Consider the following 19,904-nt stretch of genomic DNA (forward strand, 5'->3'; position numbering starts at 1 on the left):
GAAAAAAACCGTGACATTATTAAAAGACGATACGATAAGCGAAATTCGTGATGGCAAAAGAGTCATCGTTAAAAAACCCGAATTGCTAGCACCTGCAGGCAACTTGGAAAAATTAAAAATTGCAGTCCACTATGGTGCAGACGCTGTATTTATCGGCGGCCAAGAATTTGGTCTTCGTTCAAACGCAGGAAATTTCTCAATCGATGAAATGCGCGAAGGTGTAGAATTTGCTAATAAATATGGTGCCAGAATCTATGTGACGACGAATATTTTTGCTCACAATGATAATATGGATGGACTTGATGAATATCTAAAAGCACTGGAAGGCGCAGGAGTAGCAGGTATTATTGTAGCCGATCCATTAATTATTGAGACATGTAAAATTGTTGCACCAAAATTAGAAATCCATCTAAGTACGCAACAATCCCTTTCCAACTGGAAAGCTGTTCAGTATTGGAAAGAAGAAGGATTAGAGCGTGTCGTGTTAGCACGTGAAACAAGTGCAGAAGAGATCAAACTAATGAAAGAAAAAGTGGATATTGAAATTGAGTCATTTGTTCATGGCGCAATGTGTATTGCTTATTCTGGTCGTTGTGTTTTATCTAACCATATGACTGCGCGTGATTCTAATCGTGGGGGTTGTTGCCAATCATGTCGATGGGATTATGATTTATATGCAGTAGAAGATGGTGAAGAAAAGCCTTTATTTGAAGAAGGCAACGAAGCCTTTGCAATGAGCCCGAAAGATTTGAAGCTTATCGAATCTATTCCAAAAATTATTGACTTAGGTATCGATTCTTTAAAAGTTGAAGGTCGTATGAAATCGATTCACTATATAGCTACTGTAGTCAGTGTCTATCGTAAAGTAATCGACGCATATTGTGCAGATCCTGATAATTTCAAAATTAAACTTGAATGGCTTGAAGAGCTAGATAAATGTGCAAACCGTGAAACAGCTTCTTCTTTCTTTGAAGGACAACCTGGATATGAACAACAAATGTTCGGTGAACATGGCAAGCAAACGAAATTTGATTTTGTTGGCATGGTCTTAGATTACAATGAAGAAACACAAATGGTTACATTACAGCAACGTAATTACTTTAAACCTGGCGACGAAGTAGAGTTTTTCGGGCCTGAAATTGAAAACTTTAAAGTTGTCATTGACGAAGTATGGGATGAAGATGGACAAGCACTTGATGCTGCTAGACATCCATTGCAAATCGTTCGTTTCAAATGTGCTGAGAAGCTGTATCCAATGAATATGATGCGCAAGGAGATGCGGTAGATGGAAAAACAACGTCCAGTTGTGATTGGCATCGCTGGAGGTTCTGGGTCTGGCAAAACAAGTGTGACACATGCCATCCATGATGTATTTAAAGAACATTCAGTAGTAGTGATTGAGCAAGACTTTTATTATAAAGATCAAAGCCATTTGGAATTTGATCAACGACTAGAAACGAATTATGATCATCCGGATGCATTTGATACGGATTTATTAATTAGTGATGTAAAGCGTTTATTAGAAAGAAAATCCATTGAAAAACCAGTGTATGATTATGCACTACATACACGTTCAAAAGAAACCATTCATATTGATCCACAAGATGTTATCATTCTTGAAGGAATTTTGGTACTTTTTGATCCGCGCTTGCGTGAATTGATGGACATTAAATTATTTGTGGATACGGATGCAGACTTGCGGATTATTCGCCGTATTTTACGCGATATCAATGAGCGTGGTCGTTCAATGGATTCTGTCATTGAGCAATATCTTTCTGTTGTTCGTCCGATGCATAATCAATTTATTGAGCCAACTAAGCGTTATGCAGATATTATTATTCCAGAAGGCGGCCAAAATGAAGTGGCAATTGATTTAATGGTTACAAAAATAAAAACAATTCTTGAAACAAATAGTATTGTGTAATATCATTGTAAATGATTAGTAAATATTCTTGTTAGAAACTATGTCGCATGCTTTAACGAGTAGCGACATAGTATTTTTATTAAGATGATGAAGAAGCAATCGAGGAGTGAATAAAATGGCAGCAGAAAAACAATACCCAATGACTGCAGCGGGTAAGCAAAAACTAGAAGAAGAATTAGAATTCTTAATTTCAACTAAACGTAAAGAAGTTGTTGAACGCATCAAAACAGCGCGTGGTTTTGGTGACTTATCGGAGAACTCCGAGTATGATGCTGCGAAGGACGAACAAGGCTTTGTAGAAGGCCGTATTTCGCTTTTGCAAACAATGATTCGTAATGCCATGATTATCGAAGAAGGCGCGAGTACATCTGATATCGTAACAATTGGCCGTACAGTAACATTCAAGGACTTAGAGGAAGACGACGAAGAAACTTACACAATCGTAGGTTCAGCAGAAGCAGATCCTTTCGAGGGTCGTATTTCAAATGATTCGCCAATCGCTAAAGCCCTACTTGGCAATAAAGTGGGAGACCGTGTAAAAGTCAATACACCTGGTGGAGACATGGATGTCGAGATTATTTCTATTAAATAAAATGTAAAACCTTTAAAGAAGACAATCGTTTGTATTGTCTTCTTTTTTTATTAAACGCAATTAAACGGAAATTATTGTATTCAACAAATGAGGTTTTTGTTATAAATAGATTAAGTAAACGTATCAGCCATTATTAAATGGTTGAAAAAAAGGAAAAATAAAATATATTATATTCTGAATTATGAAACGAAAGAAAGAGAGATTTAATTGAAAACATCTAAAAAGAAAAAGTCAATCGCGATTTTCGGTAGCGTTGGTATTTTAACTTTGGGTATATCACTCATGATTATTATTAAATATCAGTACCATACGAATCAATTAATTATAGCTGATTGTTTTGAAAACTACGGAAATCAAACGACAGTAACAATTAAAAAGCATGTTATTGGGTCTGCGGTTACTTGTAAAAGAAATGAATACGACTTTAATCCTTATTTTATATGCTTTGGGGCTACCTGGAATGCTTTTCATGTATACTCGCAAAGCTAGAAGCGTATTCTGTTTTTATGCTATGATAGACAAGAGTATTAAGAAACCAAACCAGATGATGCGCGTCATCATGTAAAGAAGTAAGGGGGAGACTTATGGCTGAAATTGGACGCCGATATAATCCGAATGGCAAAAAACCAAAAAACACAGATAAAAAGAAAATGGATAAAATATTGAATGTGTTAATTGGTGTTGTAGCTGCACTTATACTCGTTGTAGCTGGCTTCATTGTCATTGGCGGCTCGCATAACAAAGACACTAAAAGTGATAAAGTTGCCCAACAAACACCGCAAGAAAATGAATCCGAAAAAGATAATATAGTAGAAAAAGATTCAAAAGAGCTAGAAAAAGAGAAAGCAAAACAAGCGGAAGAGGCCAAGAAAGAAAAAGCAGACGCATCTGAAGAAGAAAGTGATGCACAAGCGGAAGACGATAATTCGTCTAGTGAACAAGAAGAGACTGCTAGTGATGAAGATAATAATTCAGCTTCAGATGAAACACAAGATAATGAAGAAAGTAAGAAAGACAGTGACCAATACAGTCATACAGCTAAAGTCGAAGATTCTAACGATCCAAACGTGAAAAAAGTTGTTACCGATTCAAAATGGAAGCCAACTAAAACAAAACAAAAAGAATCCAGCGATGTCCATAATTCAAGCTATACAAAAGGTTCACTTGATTGGAACGAAAAAATAAAAACGATTGCTCATACGACAGGCTTAGATGAAAATGATATGATTATATGGTATGTTAAGAACGGTGGTAGCCCGAATACGTCAATCGGAATTGTTTCTTCAAATGACAAGACCAAGAACTATCGTGTTTCAATGGAGTGGATTCCTAATAAAGGTTGGAAACCAACTAAATTGGAAGTCTTAAAAACACATCAAGGCGCTTATTAAAATATGTGCGATGCCCCCTATAAGTGAGGCATCGCCATTCTTTATGTTGTAATATAATAAGCGGTATAAGTGACTATCTCATATGGGAAGATTACGGCCCAGCATGGAGTAGATTTATCCTAAGGAAGGAAGTATAAAAATGAGAATTGCTGTCATTGGCGCAATGGAAGAAGAAGTAGAATATTTAAGAAACACACTAGAAAATACGGAGAGCCGAACTATGGCGCATAGTGAATTTACGACAGGTACATACGCAGGCCATGATGTCATCCTTCTGAAGAGCGGGATTGGCAAGGTCAATGCAGCCATGACAACTACATTGCTACTGCATGAATACAAACCGGATATTGTAATTAATACGGGATCTGCAGGCGGCTATGATGAAAATCTTGATATCGGTGCAATAGTTATTTCAGACGAAGTAAGGCATCATGATGTGGATGCTACTATTTTCGGCTATGAAATCGGACAAGTTCCACAAATGCCAGCTATGTTCCAATCAGATCAAAAACTAATCGAAATCGCGAAAGAAGCCGTAACAGAAATAGGCGAGCACCAATTTGCAGTTGGTCTGATCACAACGGGCGACTCGTTTATGAACGATCCTGTTCGTGTGGAAAAAGTACGTGGGGATTTTAAATCAATGAAAGCTGTTGAGATGGAAGCAGCTGCTGTAGCGCAAGTTTGCTATCAATTTGATACTCCTTTTGTGGTCATTCGTGCTCTTTCTGATATTGCTGGCAAAGAATCTGCAATCAGCTTTGATGAATTTTTACAAGTAGCAGCAAAACATTCAACAGAGATTGTTTTGAAGGTTATTTCAAAGTTAGCGTAAGGCATTGGCCTGACACAATTTATCCAAAATTTAGACAGCAGTTGTTCATAATGTTCCATTCAAAGCCTTCTTTTAAGTGGTAAGATAAAAGCAACAAATACTTACATACTTAGGATGCGGGAGGGATTCTCATGACTTTTATTATGGCGGCGGCTATGGCAATTACAGCAGTATTAAGCCTTATAATGGTATCAGAAGTTTCCGAATGAATGAATCTAAAAGATAGAAAAGAACTGCCATATATATGGCAGTTCTTTTTTATTGCTCAAAATTTCGATGATTTTTCTTTTTTAAATGCTGGTACAGTTTGACTAGTGCACGTTTTTCAATGCGGCTAACATAGCTTCTGGATATATTCATGTCTTTTGCAATTTCCTTCTGGGTTTTGGGTTCTTGCTGGCCGAGTCCATAGCGCTGTTGAATAATACTTAATTCACGGTCATCTAATAAATCTAGATGCTCATATAAAAGCTGCTCTTCTTCACACCTTTCAATCTGTTGTTCGGTGGAAGGTTCATCGCTTTGCAAAAAATCTGCAATTTCTAGCGGATTACCATCTTTGTCAGAGCCGATGGTTTCGTGTAAAGACACGTCTTTTTGAACTTTTTTCTGGCTTCTTAAATGCATTAGTATTTCATTTTCTATACAACGAGCTGCATATGTAGCAAGCCTCGTCTTTTTCTGCGGCGTAAAGCTTGCGACCGCTTTCATTAACCCAATCGTCCCAATGGAAATATAGTCATCAAGCTGTTCGTGTTTCGGATGGAATTTTTTGACGACATGCGCAACAAGCCTCATATTTCTTTCAATGAGTTCAAGTTTTGCAGATTCATCGCCATTCATATACCGTTCGAGACACTCGGCTTCTTCCTCTTTTGAAAAGGGTTGCGGAAACGATTGGCCTTTTAAATAGCCAAGTAAGACGGGGAGATCGACCCACAGTTGCATGATGGCTGTTAAAAGGGAGCTAATTGTCGTCATCCTTCCTTACATGTGAGTAACACATCATATGACAAGAGAAGTCATTTTACAACAAAAAAATGACCTGCAAATGCAGGTCATACTTATTCGCCAAATTAAACCTTCTTTAATGTAAACGTGCTAATCATAAGAACTGATAGAAGTGGGAATAAAAACATATAAAAAACTGGGGATAATACCGGTATGAAGAAAAATGTTAACGTTAAGATAGCACCAGATGCGGTAATTGGCAGACCGCTGAAATAACCATTGGATTCTGTAATATTGAAACGAGCCAGCCTAAATGCACCGCATGCAATATATAATACAGCGACAATCATACCGATCGTGCCAAAATGGACAAGTGTCATTTCATACATTAATATCGCTGGAGCCACACCAAATGATATAATATCACTCATGGAGTCCAATTGTTTTCCTAGCTCTGATTCTTGATTGAATTTCCGTGCCACTTTGCCATCGTAACGATCCAAAAAGGCAGCTATGAAAATAAACAATACAGCATAATTAAAGGACTCATGGATGGTTGCCATAATAGAGGCGCCGCCGAATGAGATATTCCCTAGTGTGATAGTATTAGCTAAGTGTGCTTTCATTTTTTTAATTGTGGTATCCACTACTTCAATTAAAAACAATGGACATCATTCCTTTATGTTCAGTATTACAATATTATACTTCTTTTAATTGGGAGTGTAAAACTTTTTTAAAATGAGGGTTGTCAATGTTACGAGAAAAATATTACCGGTCACTTGTAGAATTAACAAACGGCAGGTGGTCGTCTACGATACTGCGAGGAATAGCTGGTTCTCGCTTTAGCAAAAGAATAATTTCTTCCTATATACGATTATATGGAATTGATACGCAAGAAACGGAAAATAACACATACCATAATCTACATGACTTTTTCACTCGGAAATTAAAACAGGGTGCTCGGCCGATTGCAGAAGGAACTGAATTGTATACAAGCCCAGTTGATGGAAAAATTGAATCCTGCGGCGATATTGTAGAAAACAGTATATTTTTGGTGAAGGAAAAAAAGTACAACCTTGTTGATCTACTAGGCAAAGAAGAAAATATTGCAAAGTATATCAATGGAAAATACATTGTGTTTTACCTTAGTCCGGCGGATTATCATAGGCTTCATAGTCCGATTGATGGTGAAGTGATAAAACAATTTACACTTGGAAGAAAATCTTATCCCGTTAATTCTTTAGGATTGACTTATGGGGATCAGCCGATTTCAAAAAACTACCGACAAATCACAGAGCTACAAACAGCAAACGGTGCCACTTGCGCGTTCATTAAAGTTGGTGCCATGTTCGTGAATTCCATTCATTTGACGAATACAACAACAGAGTGGAAAAAAGGAGAAGAAGTAGGATTCTTCAGTTTTGGGTCAACCGTTGTGATGCTTTTTGAACCCAATAGCGCAGAATTCTTAGAACAAACTGTTCCCGGACAAAAGATCCAAGTGGGTCAAGCATTTGCACATATGCTATAATTTGTAGAGCGTAGATAAACCATTGGGCTTTTACGGGAGGTTCACCCCTTCTTAGCTTCTTGAGCATATATATTTGTTAGGGGAACAGCCTGTAAATGCAGGAGAATAGATTTATTGGAGGAAAAAATGTACAAATTGATTATGCCACACGAATTTGCACTTTCGGTGTTTGATATTACGCCGGAAAAGCTGAAAGAAAAAGGCATTCGAGGGATTATTACAGATCTAGACAACACATTAATCGAATGGGATCGTGCAGATGCTACAGAGGACTTAATTGCCTGGTTTCAACAGATGAAGGATGCTGGAATACAGGTTGTCATTCTGTCGAATAATAAAGAGGCACGCGTCAAAAAATTTGCAGATCCGGTCGGAATTCCATATATTTTCCAAGCGCAAAAACCGCTTGGCAAGGGTTTTAAACGTGCTCTTGCATTACTTGATATGAGACCTGAAGAAGTGCTCATGCTGGGAGACCAAATGCTCACAGATATGATGGGAGCAAATCGTAGTAGGTTATATACGATTTTAGTAAAGCCTGTCGCACAATCGGACGGATTTGTTACACGATTCAATCGTTTCATCGAACGCCGTGTTTTTAAATATTTAAGCAAAAAAGGAATTAAAACGTGGGAGGAAAAAGAATGAAAGACATGCCACAATGTATTGGCTGTGGTACTACCATCCAAACTGAAGATAAAAATGCACCAGGATATGCTCCTGCAGCAACGTTAGAGAAAGAAGAAATCATATGCCAGCGCTGTTTCCGTCTCAAGAATTACAATGAGCTTCAGCCTGTTTCTTTGACAGATGACGACTTTTTGCGCATCTTAAACGGCCTTGGTACTCAAAAAGGCTTAATCGTAAAAATTGTAGATATATTTGATTTTAATGGGAGCTGGTTACCTGGATTACACCGTTTTGTTGGCAATAATCCGGTACTCCTCATCGCAAATAAAGCGGACTTGCTACCAAAATCAGTGAAAAAGCAAAAAGTGATTAATTGGCTGAAAAGAGAAGCAAAAGCGCTTGGGCTAAAACCAATCGATGTCTTGCTTGTCAGTGCGCATAAAGGCAGCGGTATGGAAGAAGCGATAGAAGCAATAGAGAATTATCGTAATGGACAAGATGTTTTCGTTGTTGGGTGTACAAATGTAGGGAAATCTACATTCATTAACCGAATTATTAAAAGAGCAACAGGAGCAGGGGATATCATCACTACTTCTTATTTCCCTGGCACTACGCTAGACATGATTGAAATCCCATTAGAAGATGGACAAGCTATTTATGACACGCCGGGTATTATCAATCATCATCAAATGGCGCATTACTTAGATCCATCAGAGCTTAAATATATTATGCCCAAAAAAGAAATTAAACCAAAGGTATTTCAATTAAATCCGGCGCAAACTCTATTTATCGGCGCGCTTGCGCGATTTGATTTTATTAAAGGCGAGAGAGCAGCCTTTACAGTGCATATTGCTAATGAACTGATGATTCATCGTACTAAGCTCGAAAATGCAGATGAACTTTACGAAAACCATAAAGGCGAGCTGCTATCACCGCCTACAAAGCAACATATGGATGCACTTCCGAAATTGGTACGCCATGAATTTTCAATTAAAGAAGCGAAAACTGATATTGTTTTTTCTGGGCTTGGCTGGATTACAATACAAGATCCAAATGTCGTAATTGCGGCATACGCACCAGAGGGAGTCGAAGTGCAAGTTCGCCCGTCATTGATATAGGGAGGAACTAAGATGAAGAAATGGTATGCCGTTATAGGAAATCCCATTGAGCATTCTATGTCACCTTTAATGCATAGTACGTGGATTGAAAAAGAGGGCAAAAATGCAAGCTATATCCCGGTTCATGTATTGCCAGAAAATTTAGAAGCAGCCGTGACTTCATTAAAACTACTTGGCTGCAGCGGCTGGAATGTGACAATACCACATAAAGAATCCATTATTCCATTGCTTGATGAGATTGATGACACAGCTGCACAGATGGGTGCGGTTAATACAGTCGTAAGGATGCAGGATGGTCGGTATAAAGGTTATAATACGGACGGGCTTGGCTTTGTACGTTCTTTAGAAGAAGCAGTTGGCATAGACCATCGCCATAAGTCTGTCTTGCTAATTGGAGCGGGCGGGGCAGCTCGGGGCATTGCGTTTGCTTTAAAACAAACTGGATATAGGCAAATTAATATTGCCAATCGTACTATCAGCAAGGCACAGGCTATTTGTGATGATTTGGATATAGAGGCTAAGGCGCTTACCTTAGAGAGAGCATCAGAGGATTTGGATCGATATGATATTATTATCCAAACGACGGCCGCAGGTTTAAATAAAAGTGAATTTTCAATGCCCATTGGGCTTAAACGGCTGTCTAAGACTGCAATTGTGGCAGATATTGTGTATAATCCAATGATGACGCCATTTTTAAAAGAAGCAAAGCGATCAGGAGCCACCATTGTGACAGGACTAGGCATGTTTATCCATCAGGGTGCGCTTAGTTACAGTTACTGGATGGGCTCGTACCCGAATGCGAAAGATGTAGAAGAACTTTTGCTTCGGCAAATAGGAGGAAATTGATTTTATGTTAACAGGTAAACAAAAAAGATTTTTACGTGCAGAAGCACATTCATTACAGCCGATCTTTCAAGTGGGCAAAGGCGGTGTTAATGAAGCAATGCTTGTACAAATTAAGCAAGCATTAGAAGTGCGTGAATTATTAAAAGTACGTATTTTAGACAACTGTGAAGAAGATAAGCATGATGTGGCAGAACAATTAGCTTCAGGCACAAATGCAGAACTTGTTCAATTGATTGGTCTTACAGTTGTTTTATATAAACAAGCATCAAAACGTGAACATCGCAAAATCGAATTGCCAAAAGCAAAATAAGGATTTGATTTCATGAAAAAAGTAGGGCTTCTCGGCGGCACTTTTAATCCGCCGCATATTGCGCATTTAATCATGGCTAATGAAGCGTATTATGCGCTTAATTTAGATGAAGTGCGCCTCATGCCAAATGCAATACCACCGCATAAAGTTAAACCAGAAGATGCAACAGCAGAACAGCGATTTCATATGACAGAACTCGCTGCAGAGATGGTTCCTCATTTTACGGTAGAACCGTATGAAATCAAGCATGGCGGCGTATCTTACTCATACGATACGTTAAGGGCCTTAACAGCATTAGAGCCAGAAGTAGAGTTTTATTTTATCATTGGCGGAGATATGATAGATATGTTGGATGAGTGGTATCATATTGAGGAATTGACAAAGCTAGTCCATTTTGTTGGTGTACACCGCCCTGGTTCAGTTGGTAGCACGTCGTTGCCTGTGCAAAAGATTGAGGCGCCGATGGTGGATTTATCTTCAACGATGATTCGCGAGCGATTACATGCAGGGAAACCAGTTACATTTATAGTGCCGCCTGCGGTGGAGGAGTATATACGAAAGGAAGGTTTATATGGGACGAAATGAATTATTAGCTGCAATGAAAGACCGTATGCCTGAGCGTCGTTATATCCACACTATTGGCGTTGCAGACACAGCAATCGAATTAGCAACGCGCTTCAATTTAGATACAAAAAAAGCGGAAACAGCGGGGATTCTGCATGACTCATGCAAATATGCGGACCGTGTTTGGATGAAGGAAGTTATTAAAGGCGAGAACATGAATCCACTACTGCTTGAATACCACCATGAATTATGGCATGGTCCTGTAGGTGCTTATGTTGCACAAAAAGAATTCCATGTAGAAGATGAAGATGTGCTCAATGCGATTCGCTACCATACAACAGGGCGCGCTAACATGAGTGATTTAGAAAAAATCATTTATATCGCTGATATGATTGAACCGAACCGTCAATTTTCAGGTGTTGAAGAGTTGAGGAAAGCTGCACAAGAGCTACCTTTAGATGAACTAATGAGTGAATGTATTACGCACTCAATTGGGTTTCTTATCAGCAAGGGTCAACCTGTGTTCCCAGATTCTTTCGAATGCTACAATGATATATTGCAAAAAAGAAGAAGTAATATATAAGAAATTTTCAGCAACCTCTTACTTAAATCAACGGTTAATATAAACAAAACTTGCGTAACATAAGTATATGTTTTGGCGTAAAGTCAAAGGAAAGAAGGAAAACAAATATATGGCAAATAATTTATTAGAAATTGCTTTTAAAGCTTGTGATGACAAAAGAGCAGAAGATATAGTTGCATTAAATATGGAGGGTATTTCACTTTTGGCGGATTACTTCTTAATTTGCCATGGTAACTCCGATCGCCAAACCCAAGCAATTGCGCGTGAAATCGCAGATGTTGCTCATAAAGCAGGCTATGAAGTAAAAAGGCTTGAAGGTTTTGATTCGGCTCGATGGATTTTAGTAGATCTAGGTGAAGTGGTATGTCATGTTTTCCACAAGGACGAACGCGCTTACTATAACTTAGAACGTCTATGGGGAGACGCGCCTGAAAAATTTGTAGCAGTGGATCCAGAATGAGTAGCTACTCACAATTCGCACAAGTATATGATGGCTTAATGACAGACGTTCCATATGATGAATATGTCAATTGGGTCACTTCACATGCGTCGCCTGCCTCTTATCCCAATCTCTTGGATATTGGCTGCGGTACAGGGACAATGGCCGCAAAATTTGCGGCTCTTGGCTATAAAGTTAGCGGCATCGATCTTTCTGAAGATATGCTAATGGTAGCTTCTCAAAACTTTGCAGAAGCAGGCCTTGATATTCCTCTCTATTGCATGTCCATGGATGAGCTTGAGGGTTTCAACGATCTCGATGTCATTACCATTCCGATAGATTCTATCAACTATGTTCTAGAAGAAGATGCGGTAAGAGAAACACTTAAGCGTATATATGAATCATTGAAAAGCGGCGGACAGCTGTTTTTTGATGTGCATTCAATTTACAAAATGGATGAACTTTTTATGGACTCTCCTTTCACTTATGATGACGGAGAAGTCAGCTATTTGTGGATGACTGAAAAAGGTGAAGAACCTCATTCTGTCCATCATGATCTTGTTTTCTATTCCCAACTAGATAATGGGTATTATGAAAGATTTGAAGAATTTCATACACAGCGTACATTTGATATTGAAATGTATAAAAATATGCTCAAAGAAGCCGGCTTTCAGGATATCTTCATCACAGCTGATTTTGCTGAAAAAGAGCCTGTAGAATTTTCTGAAAGAATTTTCTTCCGGGCTGTAAAATAGTCTTTTCAAAAAAATGAATATCCTATATACTGGAATTAGCTTCGTATATTGCCTTCTGAAAAAGAAAGGATGTGCGGACTAATTCCTTCTTTTTTGAAGAAAAATGGCAAAAAATTTGGCATCCCCATAGCCATTGTTATTTTTTTCTTTACTTTTATATACTTTTCCAAACAATCGTCCACACCCCCACAGGACGACTTATTTTCCCGTGCTGAAAAAACAAACGAATTAAACGAATCAAATACTGCTGATCATGCAAATGGTAAATCAAATAGCACATCGATTGAAAAACCTGAAATCGTAGCGTCTACATCCATAATGGTAGATGTCAAAGGAGCGGTCAAAAATCCAGGGGTCTATAAGCTGGATGGTGATAGTCGCGTTATAGATGCTATTCAGCTGGCTGGAGGATATGCTAAGAATGCACAATCTAAGCAAATCAATCATGCTCAAAAGTTGCAGGATGAGATGGTTGTTTACGTGCCCAAAACAGGCGAAGAGGTGGAAGAAGTGCTGGCCATTGCATCAAATGACAAAACCGCAGTCCAGCCGTCTATCAATACTAGCAGTCCAAGCGGTGGTAGCCAAAGTACTTCAAATTTAGTCAATCTCAATACTGCAGATGAATCAGTTTTGCAAACCCTAAATGGTATTGGTCCTGCAAAAGCCCAAGCTATCCTTGCTTATCGGACAGAAAATGGATCTTTTCAAACGATTGAAGATTTAAAAAATGTAACGGGAATTGGTGACAAAACATTTGAATCGCTACAAGATCAAATAACAGTCAATTAAATAGCCCGTTTGCCTGTTGAAAAAGATGTCTCTAAAAATTACACTGAATATAATAAGTAATAATTACAGGAGGCAATAATATGGAGCGAATCACGTGGAACCAATTTTTCATGGCGCAAAGCCATTTGCTTGCACTTAGAAGTACATGTACAAGATTATCAGTAGGGGCTACGATAGTCCGTGAGAAACGAATTATTGCTGGAGGTTATAATGGTTCGATTTCCGGAGATGACCATTGCATCGATAATGGGTGCTATGTAGTGGACAATCATTGCGTTAGAACAGTTCATGCTGAGGTTAATGCTTTGTTGCAATGTGCGAAATATGGAACGCCGACAAAAGGAGCAGATCTCTATGTGACGCATTTTCCTTGTTTGCCATGTACCAAATCTATCATACAAGCAGGCATCCAAAACTTATACTATGCAACAGACTACAAGAATAACCCGTACGCCATCGAATTGTTGGCGCAAGCCAAGGTGAATGTCGTACATGTACCTTTTGATGAGAGAAAAATAGATTTTTTAAGTGATGAAAAAATGATGCTCTATATGGACATGCTTACTAAATTGCGTGAACATGGTGCAACGCCTGAAGAATTGGCCCTTTATGAACAGAAGGTGGAAGAATTATTTGGCCATTCTCTTTTAGACATAAATTAATATATATAGCTCTAGCTATTATGCTTGCTGTTCTAGCAGCATTTAAAGATAGCTTTCTTCTTTGGCTATTCGTTCCGTATAGCTGTTTTCTATGGTGGAAAAATGAAAAAACATGGCTTCTTGCCATTATCGCCGTTTTTTCTTTTTCTGCCTTTTTTTATACAAAGAATCGAAATGCAGATTTAAAAGAACATATTCCAGAGCATGCGGTGATTACATGGACTGGTACCTATACAATTAATGGCGCTAAATTGCGTGGCTTTGCCAAAACGGACAGTGGTGCCAAAATTTATGCGGTCATGACGTTTTCAAACAAAGAAGAGAAAGAAAAATACGAAAATATTTCTTTAAGTGGGGCTATGTTCCGTGTTAAAGGAAAACTTACGCCAGCTAATATGCCTGCGCATCAATATGCTTTTTCAATGGATGAGTACCTGAAGAGTCAAGGTGCTATAGGCATTTATGAAATTGAACAAGCTGAATATATCGGAAAAAAGAAAAGTATTTCTTCTGTTTTGGCACAGCAACGATTAAAAGTTAAAAAGCATATAGAAAGGACATTCCCTAAACGTTTAGCAGCTGAAGCAGAGGCACTCATTATTGGTGACCAAGGGAATGTGGATGAAGATCTCAGTCGTGCTTATCAAAAACTGGGCATCACACACTTATTCGCTATTTCTGGGTTGCATGTTGCCCTTATCACGCTATTGTTTTTTGAGATAATGCTGAGGTGCCATGTCCGCAAAGAACATGCAACACTGGCTATTATGATTGTTCTGCCGCTGTATGCTTGTCTAGCTGGTGGGGCCCCTTCGGTATGGCGTTCTGTGACTGTGGTAGAAATAATGATGATTAGTCGAGCAAGCAAATCATTATTAACGGTAGATGATGCACTTTCTATAAGTTTCATTTTACTTCTTGCCTATCAGCCAGCCATGGTATTTCAAGTCGGGTTTCAATTGTCATATTTGGCGACAGCTGCGCTAATTTATTCAAGTAGGGTTTTACAATCTTCAAATCATGTATTGCTCCAATCATTTTATATGACATTTGTCTGTCAGCTATTAGTCTACCCTTTATTGGTTTACCACTTTTTCGAGCTGAGCCTTTCTTCATTCGTGGCCAATCTTGTGTTCGTACCCCTATTTTCGTTTGTGATTTTGCCTATTAATCTAATTATGCTTGTATTAACAGGTATATCTTTACCGCTTTCTAATCTAATTTTTGCAGTATATGAACCTCTGAGAACATGGTTAACCTCAGGGATTTTGTTTTTTAAGGAAATACCATATCAAATGTGGGTGTCGGGCAGGCCGGACATTCTTCTTTGTGTCTTAGCAATGATAGGTGTATTAACTGCATTTGTTTATATAGAGAAAAAATACTTTGTCCGAGCAGCTGCATGGATTTTATTCCCGGTTTTGATCATTCATTTTGCTTCAAGCTTGCACCGAGATTTACGCATTACTTATTTAAACGTTGGTCAAGGGGATAGCGCAGTGATTGAACTGCCATATCGCAAAAAAGTATATGTAATTGATACAGGCGGATTACTTCGTTTTGGCCAGGAAAAATGGAAGGAACCTAAGAATGAGTATGAAGTAGGTAGGAAGGTGGTGGTCCCCTATTTAAAAGGTCGAGGGATACGCTCAGTGGATGCAATGATTTTAACGCACGCAGATGCAGACCATGTTGAAGGTGCGGAAGAAGTAATTGAGGAATTGCATGTGAAAGAAATACACATAAGTCCAAACTCTTGGGAGAAGGCAGTGATGGGAGAGGTTCTTAAGCTCGTTAAAGAAAAAAGAATTCCTCTAAAAGAAAGAATGGCAGGTTATAGCTGGGCAGAACACCGTACTGAATTCAAATATATTTCACCTACTGATACTAATTATGAGGGTAATAATGATTCTCTTGTACTGCTGCTAAAGTTTGGCGAATTTAAAACCGTTTTTACTGGTGATTTAGAAGAGTTGGGGGAGAAGCAGCTCATCGGAAATAGTGTAGCGGATATAGCGGGACTAACGATATTAAAAGCTGGCCATCATGGAAGCAAAACGTCAAGCTCGGAGCCTTTTTTGAATATAACAAAGCCTTTGCTTACCATATTCTCTACAGGCTTAAATAATCGGTATCGTCATCCGAGCCAGGAAGTGGTCGATCGTTATCAAAGATTAGGTTATACTACTTTAAACACAGCGGAATCAGGATCAATCGAGGTGTCAGTCAAAGAAGATTCATGGCAAATCCATACAACGGCAGAGTTTCTTGAAAAGAAAAAAGCTTTGTCCAAATGACAAAGCTTTTTCGGAATAAGGACTTATAAATTCACATACTCAATAACTGTTGCGATGATGAACATGATTGCGAAGAATGCGAATGATACGCCGAATCCAACGCCTGAATCGATCGCGTCATTTCTTTTGCTTTGTACCTCTTGTTCAAATGGATTCATTACTATCCCTCCTAGTTCGATTTAATTATACGGTAATGGCTGTGAAAAATCTAGATTGAATGCGGAAAATGGCTTTCTCCGCAATAGATTTAAAATAGGGCTTAATGTAGTGATATGTCAACTAAATTTAAACTTAAACAGTTTATTAGGAGGTATTACATGAAGTTAGGATTGAAGCGGGATGAAATAAAGTTGGTAGATTATTCGCTTGAATGGAATGAAGAGTTCCAGCAAACTCGGAAAGCTATAGAAGAACAAACAGGTCTAGCTGCAGAGCGTATCGAGCATATCGGCAGTACGGCAATTAAAGATATGCCTGCCAAGCCAATCATTGATATTTTAGTAGGAGTAGACAATCTAAAAAAAGTAGATGAATCATTGCTTAGAGACTTTTCAAAAGTTGGTTTTTTAAGGTTGAAAGTAGAACGGCCTGAAGAAAAGGTGTTGGCTAAGTTTACGGATGATACTTATCAAGAAAAAACCCACTTTATACATTTGGTTAATTATCAAAAAGATCTTTGGAATAATCTTCTTTTCTTTAGGGATTATTTAAATACGAATGAAGAAGTTAAACATCGCTATATGAAGCTGAAACAAGAATATATTAATAATACAGCTACAGGGTTAAATATCAATGATTATACAAAGTATAAAGAAGACTTTGTAAAGAATATACTTAGTATAAGAAATAACAATTAAAGAAATCCACTATCATATCCTTAGCGGAGACAGTGCATATCCACCAAAACCCATGTATACTTAAAGGAGCAGTAGTAGGGGGAGTATCATTATGTTTTCAAAATTATGGGCTGATATTCAAAAAGGGAAAATGGCGTCTGTTTATCTTTTAGCGGGCCTCGAATCTTATTATATAGACGAAACGATACGCAGAATCAAAGATAAGTTAGAAGAAGAAGGAGAGGTTGAATCAGTTACAATAGATTTGGATGAGAAGCCAGTAGATCTAGTAATTGATGAGTCAGATACGATTCCTTTTTTCTCAAGCAAGAAGTTGATTATTGCAAAGAATGCCTCGTTATTAAAGGCAACGGATAAAACAAAAGAAAAAATCCAACATGATTTGACTCGGCTTGCTAGGTGGTTAGAATTTCCATCAGACACATCTGTGACAATTTTTATTGCACCGTATGAAAAGTTAGATGAACGAAAAAAGGTCACAAAGCAAATGAAAGAGCATGCGGTATATATGTTAGCTGAAACCCCGAAAGAGCATGATTTGGCTGTTTGGGTGCAACATGAGGTAGCCGGTTTTGACAAGTTAATTGAAGATGAAGCAACAGCTAAACTAATTGAACTCGTTGGCTTGGATATGCTTCATCTGAAATCAGAAGTAGATAAAATTTGCTTATATCTTGGTGAAGAAACAACTATCACAGCTTCTTTAGTCGAGGAACTCGTTTCAAAGACATTGGAACAGGATGCATTTAAAATGTTGAATGCTTATATCCGCCATGATGTTTCTGAAGCGCTCTCTATTTATCACGATTTAATACGGCAAAAGCAAGAACCTATTATGCTTGTTGCGCTTTTAGCTTCACAAATTAGGTTGATGTCCAATGTCTATTATTTATTGAAAAAAGGTTATCATTCAGGACAAATCGCCAAGCAGTTAAAGGTCAATCCTTATCGGATCAAACGTATAGTAGAAGACAGGCGAAATATATCGGAAGAAGCTTTATTGAAAGCATTGTATGGACTGAGTGAAGTCGACCTCAAGTTAAAATCGGTCAGCGGTAGACGAGAGAGGTTCCTAGAACTTTTTTTAATGAAACCATTATAGAAGGAAAGCTAGCTTACTTGAGCTAGCTTTTTTACTATTTTAAAAACGAGAAAATTATAGCGATACCACGATCCTTTTTACTATATACTGTGAATTAGAGAAGGGAGAGTGAATACATGATCACAAAAGAGAGCAATATCCGGTTTGTTGTTGCGGGATTGTTGCTAGGGATTTTGATGTCCGCCATGGACAATACTATCGTGGCAACTGCAATGGGAACGATTGTGTCGGATTTAGGGGACTTTGACATGTTTATCTGGGTAACATCCGCTTATATGGTGGCTGTTATGGCAGGGATGCCGATTTTCGGAAAATTATCGGATATGTTTGGACGTAAGCGATTTTTTATATTTGGATTAGTCGTTTTTTTAATTGGATCAGCACTCTGTGGAATTGCACAGTCAATGACACAACTAAGCATTTACCGCGCAATCCAAGGTATAGGCGGTGGCGCTTTAATGCCTATTGCCTTTACGATTGTGTTTGATATATATCCACCTGAGAAGCGAGGGAAAATAACGGGATTGTTGGGTGCAGTATTTGGTGCATCTAGTGTGCTCGGTCCGTTATTGGGCGCATACATCACAGAGTATATCAGCTGGCATTGGGTGTTTTATGTAAATGTACCAATCGGCATTATTTCATTATTTTTCATCCTTCGCTACTATAAAGAATCCTCAGCACTCGAAAATCAAAAAATTGATTGGGGTGGGGCAATTACTCTCGTAGCAGCAATCATCTGTTTAATGTTTGGATTGGAGCTAGGCGGCAAGAAGTTTGATTGGTTATCCATTGAAATTGTCAGTTTGTTTAGTGGATTTATAATTTTTTTTATAGCATTTATTATATTCGAGATAAAAGCAAAAGAGCCAATATTACCATTTTGGCTTTTCCGCAGACGTCTATTTGCTGCTTCACAAATATTAGCTTTTTTATACGGCGGTACGTTTATTATTTTGACCATTTTTATTCCCATTTTTGTTCAAGCTGTTTATGGCGGGTCGGCAACAAATGCAGGGTTAATATTAATGCCCATGATGCTTGGGTCAGTAGTAGGCAGTGCGATGGGTGGTATTTTCCTTACTAAAACAAGCTTCCAAAGATTAATGATAATTTCTGTGATATCCTATTTTGCAGGCATGTTTCTTCTTAGTACTTTGACGCCTGATACAGCAAGGCTACTTTTGACCGTTTATATGATTTTAGTGGGATTTGGCGTTGGTTTTTCGTTCTCTCTTCTGCCGACAGCTTCTATCCATAACCTTGAACCGAATTTTAGAGGGACAGCTAACTCAACTAACTCTTTCTTGCGTTCGTTTGGCATGACGCTTGGTATTACCATTTTTGGTGCTATACAAAGTAGTGGGTTTTCACAAAAATTGACTGACGCCTTTAAGGGAATGGGGAATGGGAACTATGTACCGGATACAGATAATTCGAGGCAACTTTTTGAAGCAAGTGAACGCGCAAAGATTCCTAGTTTTATACTTGATAAAATAGTCCATGCTTTGTCGGACTCTGTTACTTTCACATTTTCTATGGCTTTAATTCCTATTGCCATTTCTGTCATTGTGGTACTATTGATGGGAAAAGATAGAGTTAAAGTTGTAAAAAAGGATAGTTAAGTTAATTCTAGCATTAAATAAAGGAACCGTTCGTAGTGGGACGGTTCCTTTTACATGGTCAAAAGATATGCAATAAAAAAAGGCTAGAGATTTCTCTCTA

24 protein-coding genes are annotated in these 19,904 nt (G+C 38.2%); 21 read left to right on the forward strand and 3 right to left on the reverse strand.

What is annotated here, in order from left to right; genetic code table 11:
* Positions 1 to 10: 10 nt before the first annotated feature.
* The 6 genes from M2M59_RS06115 to mtnN all read left to right on the forward strand — a co-directional run bounded on the left by M2M59_RS06115 (position 11) and on the right by mtnN (position 4,742).
* Positions 11 to 1,285: a peptidase U32 family protein gene (locus M2M59_RS06115; protein WP_147193887.1), complete on the forward strand. Its 1,275-nt coding sequence runs from the start codon at positions 11 to 13 to the stop codon at positions 1,283 to 1,285.
* Positions 1,286 to 1,924 carry a uridine kinase gene (udk, locus tag M2M59_RS06120; protein WP_147193886.1) on the forward strand — a complete coding sequence of 213 codons (639 nt, stop codon included), beginning with the start codon at positions 1,286 to 1,288 and terminating at the stop codon, positions 1,922 to 1,924.
* Between the two features lie 115 nt (positions 1,925 to 2,039).
* The gene (greA, locus tag M2M59_RS06125) at positions 2,040 to 2,516 is read left to right on the forward strand and encodes a transcription elongation factor GreA (RefSeq protein WP_066786206.1); all 477 of its coding nucleotides are present in this window, start codon (positions 2,040 to 2,042) and stop codon (positions 2,514 to 2,516) included.
* A gap of 207 nt (positions 2,517 to 2,723) precedes the next feature.
* Positions 2,724 to 3,005, forward strand: a complete 282-nt coding sequence (locus M2M59_RS06130) for a hypothetical protein (RefSeq protein WP_147193884.1) — start codon at positions 2,724 to 2,726, stop codon at positions 3,003 to 3,005.
* A gap of 95 nt (positions 3,006 to 3,100) precedes the next feature.
* The gene (locus M2M59_RS06135; protein WP_147193882.1) at positions 3,101 to 3,907 is read left to right on the forward strand and encodes a YrrS family protein; all 807 of its coding nucleotides are present in this window, start codon (positions 3,101 to 3,103) and stop codon (positions 3,905 to 3,907) included.
* A 139-nt stretch (positions 3,908 to 4,046) separates the two neighbouring features.
* Positions 4,047 to 4,742 (forward strand): 5'-methylthioadenosine/S-adenosylhomocysteine nucleosidase, encoded by a 696-nt coding sequence (gene mtnN / locus M2M59_RS06140; RefSeq protein ID WP_066786216.1) that lies wholly within the window; start codon positions 4,047 to 4,049, stop codon positions 4,740 to 4,742.
* A 258-nt stretch (positions 4,743 to 5,000) separates the two neighbouring features.
* On the opposite strand, the gene sigK is transcribed toward mtnN, so the two are convergent.
* A complete protein-coding gene (gene sigK / locus M2M59_RS06145) occupies positions 5,001 to 5,714 on the reverse strand; it encodes an RNA polymerase sporulation sigma factor SigK (protein WP_066791851.1) in 714 nt (237 codons plus the stop codon).
* Between the two features lie 104 nt (positions 5,715 to 5,818).
* Entirely contained in the window at positions 5,819 to 6,358 is a 540-nt protein-coding gene (pssA, locus tag M2M59_RS06150) for a CDP-diacylglycerol--serine O-phosphatidyltransferase (protein WP_066786218.1), read from the reverse strand.
* 86 nt (positions 6,359 to 6,444) lie between these two features.
* On the opposite strand from pssA, the gene M2M59_RS06155 reads away from it, so the two are divergent.
* From M2M59_RS06155 to M2M59_RS06210, 12 genes are all read left to right on the forward strand, one after another.
* Positions 6,445 to 7,224 carry a phosphatidylserine decarboxylase gene (locus tag M2M59_RS06155; RefSeq protein WP_147193881.1) on the forward strand — a complete coding sequence of 260 codons (780 nt, stop codon included), beginning with the start codon at positions 6,445 to 6,447 and terminating at the stop codon, positions 7,222 to 7,224.
* A 126-nt stretch (positions 7,225 to 7,350) separates the two neighbouring features.
* Positions 7,351 to 7,872 carry a YqeG family HAD IIIA-type phosphatase gene (locus M2M59_RS06160; protein ID WP_147193879.1) on the forward strand — a complete coding sequence of 174 codons (522 nt, stop codon included), beginning with the start codon at positions 7,351 to 7,353 and terminating at the stop codon, positions 7,870 to 7,872.
* Complete coding sequence (gene yqeH, locus M2M59_RS06165; RefSeq protein WP_147193876.1) at positions 7,869 to 8,972, forward strand: ribosome biogenesis GTPase YqeH; 1,104 nt, start codon at positions 7,869 to 7,871, stop codon at positions 8,970 to 8,972. The genes M2M59_RS06160 and yqeH overlap by 4 nt, the downstream gene beginning before the upstream one ends.
* 12 nt (positions 8,973 to 8,984) lie before the next feature.
* The gene (aroE, locus tag M2M59_RS06170; protein ID WP_147193874.1) at positions 8,985 to 9,818 is read left to right on the forward strand and encodes a shikimate dehydrogenase; all 834 of its coding nucleotides are present in this window, start codon (positions 8,985 to 8,987) and stop codon (positions 9,816 to 9,818) included.
* A 4-nt stretch (positions 9,819 to 9,822) separates the two neighbouring features.
* Positions 9,823 to 10,128: a ribosome assembly RNA-binding protein YhbY gene (gene yhbY, locus M2M59_RS06175; protein ID WP_147193872.1), complete on the forward strand. Its 306-nt coding sequence runs from the start codon at positions 9,823 to 9,825 to the stop codon at positions 10,126 to 10,128.
* Positions 10,129 to 10,140: 12 nt separating this feature from the next.
* Positions 10,141 to 10,713, forward strand: a complete 573-nt coding sequence (locus tag M2M59_RS06180) for a nicotinate-nucleotide adenylyltransferase (protein WP_147193871.1) — start codon at positions 10,141 to 10,143, stop codon at positions 10,711 to 10,713.
* Entirely contained in the window at positions 10,700 to 11,275 is a 576-nt protein-coding gene (gene yqeK / locus M2M59_RS06185) for a bis(5'-nucleosyl)-tetraphosphatase (symmetrical) YqeK (protein ID WP_147193869.1), read from the forward strand. The genes M2M59_RS06180 and yqeK overlap by 14 nt, the downstream gene beginning before the upstream one ends.
* Before the next feature lie 109 nt (positions 11,276 to 11,384).
* Entirely contained in the window at positions 11,385 to 11,735 is a 351-nt protein-coding gene (rsfS, locus tag M2M59_RS06190) for a ribosome silencing factor (protein ID WP_066786237.1), read from the forward strand.
* Complete coding sequence (locus M2M59_RS06195; protein WP_249775768.1) at positions 11,732 to 12,469, forward strand: class I SAM-dependent DNA methyltransferase; 738 nt, start codon at positions 11,732 to 11,734, stop codon at positions 12,467 to 12,469. Before rsfS ends, M2M59_RS06195 begins: the two co-directional genes overlap by 4 nt.
* Before the next feature lie 69 nt (positions 12,470 to 12,538).
* Positions 12,539 to 13,261, forward strand: a complete 723-nt coding sequence (locus tag M2M59_RS06200) for a helix-hairpin-helix domain-containing protein (protein WP_249775769.1) — start codon at positions 12,539 to 12,541, stop codon at positions 13,259 to 13,261.
* Between the two features lie 80 nt (positions 13,262 to 13,341).
* Positions 13,342 to 13,923, forward strand: coding sequence for a ComE operon protein 2 (locus M2M59_RS06205; protein WP_249775770.1), 582 nt, complete (start codon positions 13,342 to 13,344; stop codon positions 13,921 to 13,923).
* 20 nt (positions 13,924 to 13,943) lie between these two features.
* Positions 13,944 to 16,220 carry a DNA internalization-related competence protein ComEC/Rec2 gene (locus tag M2M59_RS06210; protein WP_249775771.1) on the forward strand — a complete coding sequence of 759 codons (2,277 nt, stop codon included), beginning with the start codon at positions 13,944 to 13,946 and terminating at the stop codon, positions 16,218 to 16,220.
* Between the two features lie 23 nt (positions 16,221 to 16,243).
* Here the strand turns inward: M2M59_RS06210 and M2M59_RS06215 are convergent, their stop codons facing one another.
* Complete coding sequence (locus M2M59_RS06215; protein ID WP_084246865.1) at positions 16,244 to 16,378, reverse strand: YqzM family protein; 135 nt, start codon at positions 16,376 to 16,378, stop codon at positions 16,244 to 16,246.
* 159 nt (positions 16,379 to 16,537) lie between these two features.
* Between M2M59_RS06215 and M2M59_RS06220 the strand changes: the two genes are divergently transcribed.
* The 3 genes from M2M59_RS06220 (at position 16,538) to M2M59_RS06230 (ending at position 19,804) form a co-directional block, all read left to right on the forward strand.
* Positions 16,538 to 17,077 carry a GrpB family protein gene (locus M2M59_RS06220; RefSeq protein ID WP_249775772.1) on the forward strand — a complete coding sequence of 180 codons (540 nt, stop codon included), beginning with the start codon at positions 16,538 to 16,540 and terminating at the stop codon, positions 17,075 to 17,077.
* A 91-nt stretch (positions 17,078 to 17,168) separates the two neighbouring features.
* The gene (gene holA, locus M2M59_RS06225; RefSeq protein WP_249775773.1) at positions 17,169 to 18,179 is read left to right on the forward strand and encodes a DNA polymerase III subunit delta; all 1,011 of its coding nucleotides are present in this window, start codon (positions 17,169 to 17,171) and stop codon (positions 18,177 to 18,179) included.
* 116 nt (positions 18,180 to 18,295) lie between these two features.
* Positions 18,296 to 19,804, forward strand: coding sequence for an MDR family MFS transporter (locus M2M59_RS06230; RefSeq protein ID WP_249775774.1), 1,509 nt, complete (start codon positions 18,296 to 18,298; stop codon positions 19,802 to 19,804).
* Positions 19,805 to 19,904 lie beyond the last annotated feature (100 nt).

The sequence above is a fragment of the Rummeliibacillus sp. G93 genome, from assembly GCF_023515935.1.
GTDB classification, from domain to species: domain Bacteria; phylum Bacillota; class Bacilli; order Bacillales_A; family Planococcaceae; genus Rummeliibacillus; species Rummeliibacillus stabekisii.

Bases quoted from the DNA above. Each gene is read 5' to 3' on its own strand.
- udk (WP_147193886.1), top strand. From the start codon at position 1,286: ATGGAAAAACAACGTCCAGTTGTGATTGGCATCGCTGGAGGTTCTGGG.
- greA (WP_066786206.1), top strand. From the start codon at position 2,040: ATGGCAGCAGAAAAACAATACCCAATGACTGCAGCGGGTAAGCAAAAA.
- M2M59_RS06135 (WP_147193882.1), top strand. From the start codon at position 3,101: ATGGCTGAAATTGGACGCCGATATAATCCGAATGGCAAAAAACCAAAA.
- mtnN (WP_066786216.1), top strand. From the start codon at position 4,047: ATGAGAATTGCTGTCATTGGCGCAATGGAAGAAGAAGTAGAATATTTA.
- M2M59_RS06155 (WP_147193881.1), top strand. From the start codon at position 6,445: ATGTTACGAGAAAAATATTACCGGTCACTTGTAGAATTAACAAACGGC.
- M2M59_RS06160 (WP_147193879.1), top strand. From the start codon at position 7,351: ATGTACAAATTGATTATGCCACACGAATTTGCACTTTCGGTGTTTGAT.
- yqeH (WP_147193876.1), top strand. From the start codon at position 7,869: ATGAAAGACATGCCACAATGTATTGGCTGTGGTACTACCATCCAAACT.
- aroE (WP_147193874.1), top strand. From the start codon at position 8,985: ATGAAGAAATGGTATGCCGTTATAGGAAATCCCATTGAGCATTCTATG.
- yhbY (WP_147193872.1), top strand. From the start codon at position 9,823: ATGTTAACAGGTAAACAAAAAAGATTTTTACGTGCAGAAGCACATTCA.
- M2M59_RS06180 (WP_147193871.1), top strand. From the start codon at position 10,141: ATGAAAAAAGTAGGGCTTCTCGGCGGCACTTTTAATCCGCCGCATATT.
- yqeK (WP_147193869.1), top strand. From the start codon at position 10,700: ATGGGACGAAATGAATTATTAGCTGCAATGAAAGACCGTATGCCTGAG.
- rsfS (WP_066786237.1), top strand. From the start codon at position 11,385: ATGGCAAATAATTTATTAGAAATTGCTTTTAAAGCTTGTGATGACAAA.
- M2M59_RS06195 (WP_249775768.1), top strand. From the start codon at position 11,732: ATGAGTAGCTACTCACAATTCGCACAAGTATATGATGGCTTAATGACA.
- M2M59_RS06200 (WP_249775769.1), top strand. From the start codon at position 12,539: ATGTGCGGACTAATTCCTTCTTTTTTGAAGAAAAATGGCAAAAAATTT.
- M2M59_RS06205 (WP_249775770.1), top strand. From the start codon at position 13,342: ATGGAGCGAATCACGTGGAACCAATTTTTCATGGCGCAAAGCCATTTG.
- M2M59_RS06210 (WP_249775771.1), top strand. From the start codon at position 13,944: ATGCTTGCTGTTCTAGCAGCATTTAAAGATAGCTTTCTTCTTTGGCTA.
- M2M59_RS06215 (WP_084246865.1), bottom strand. From the start codon at position 16,378: ATGAATCCATTTGAACAAGAGGTACAAAGCAAAAGAAATGACGCGATC.
- M2M59_RS06220 (WP_249775772.1), top strand. From the start codon at position 16,538: ATGAAGTTAGGATTGAAGCGGGATGAAATAAAGTTGGTAGATTATTCG.
- holA (WP_249775773.1), top strand. From the start codon at position 17,169: ATGTTTTCAAAATTATGGGCTGATATTCAAAAAGGGAAAATGGCGTCT.
- M2M59_RS06230 (WP_249775774.1), top strand. From the start codon at position 18,296: ATGATCACAAAAGAGAGCAATATCCGGTTTGTTGTTGCGGGATTGTTG.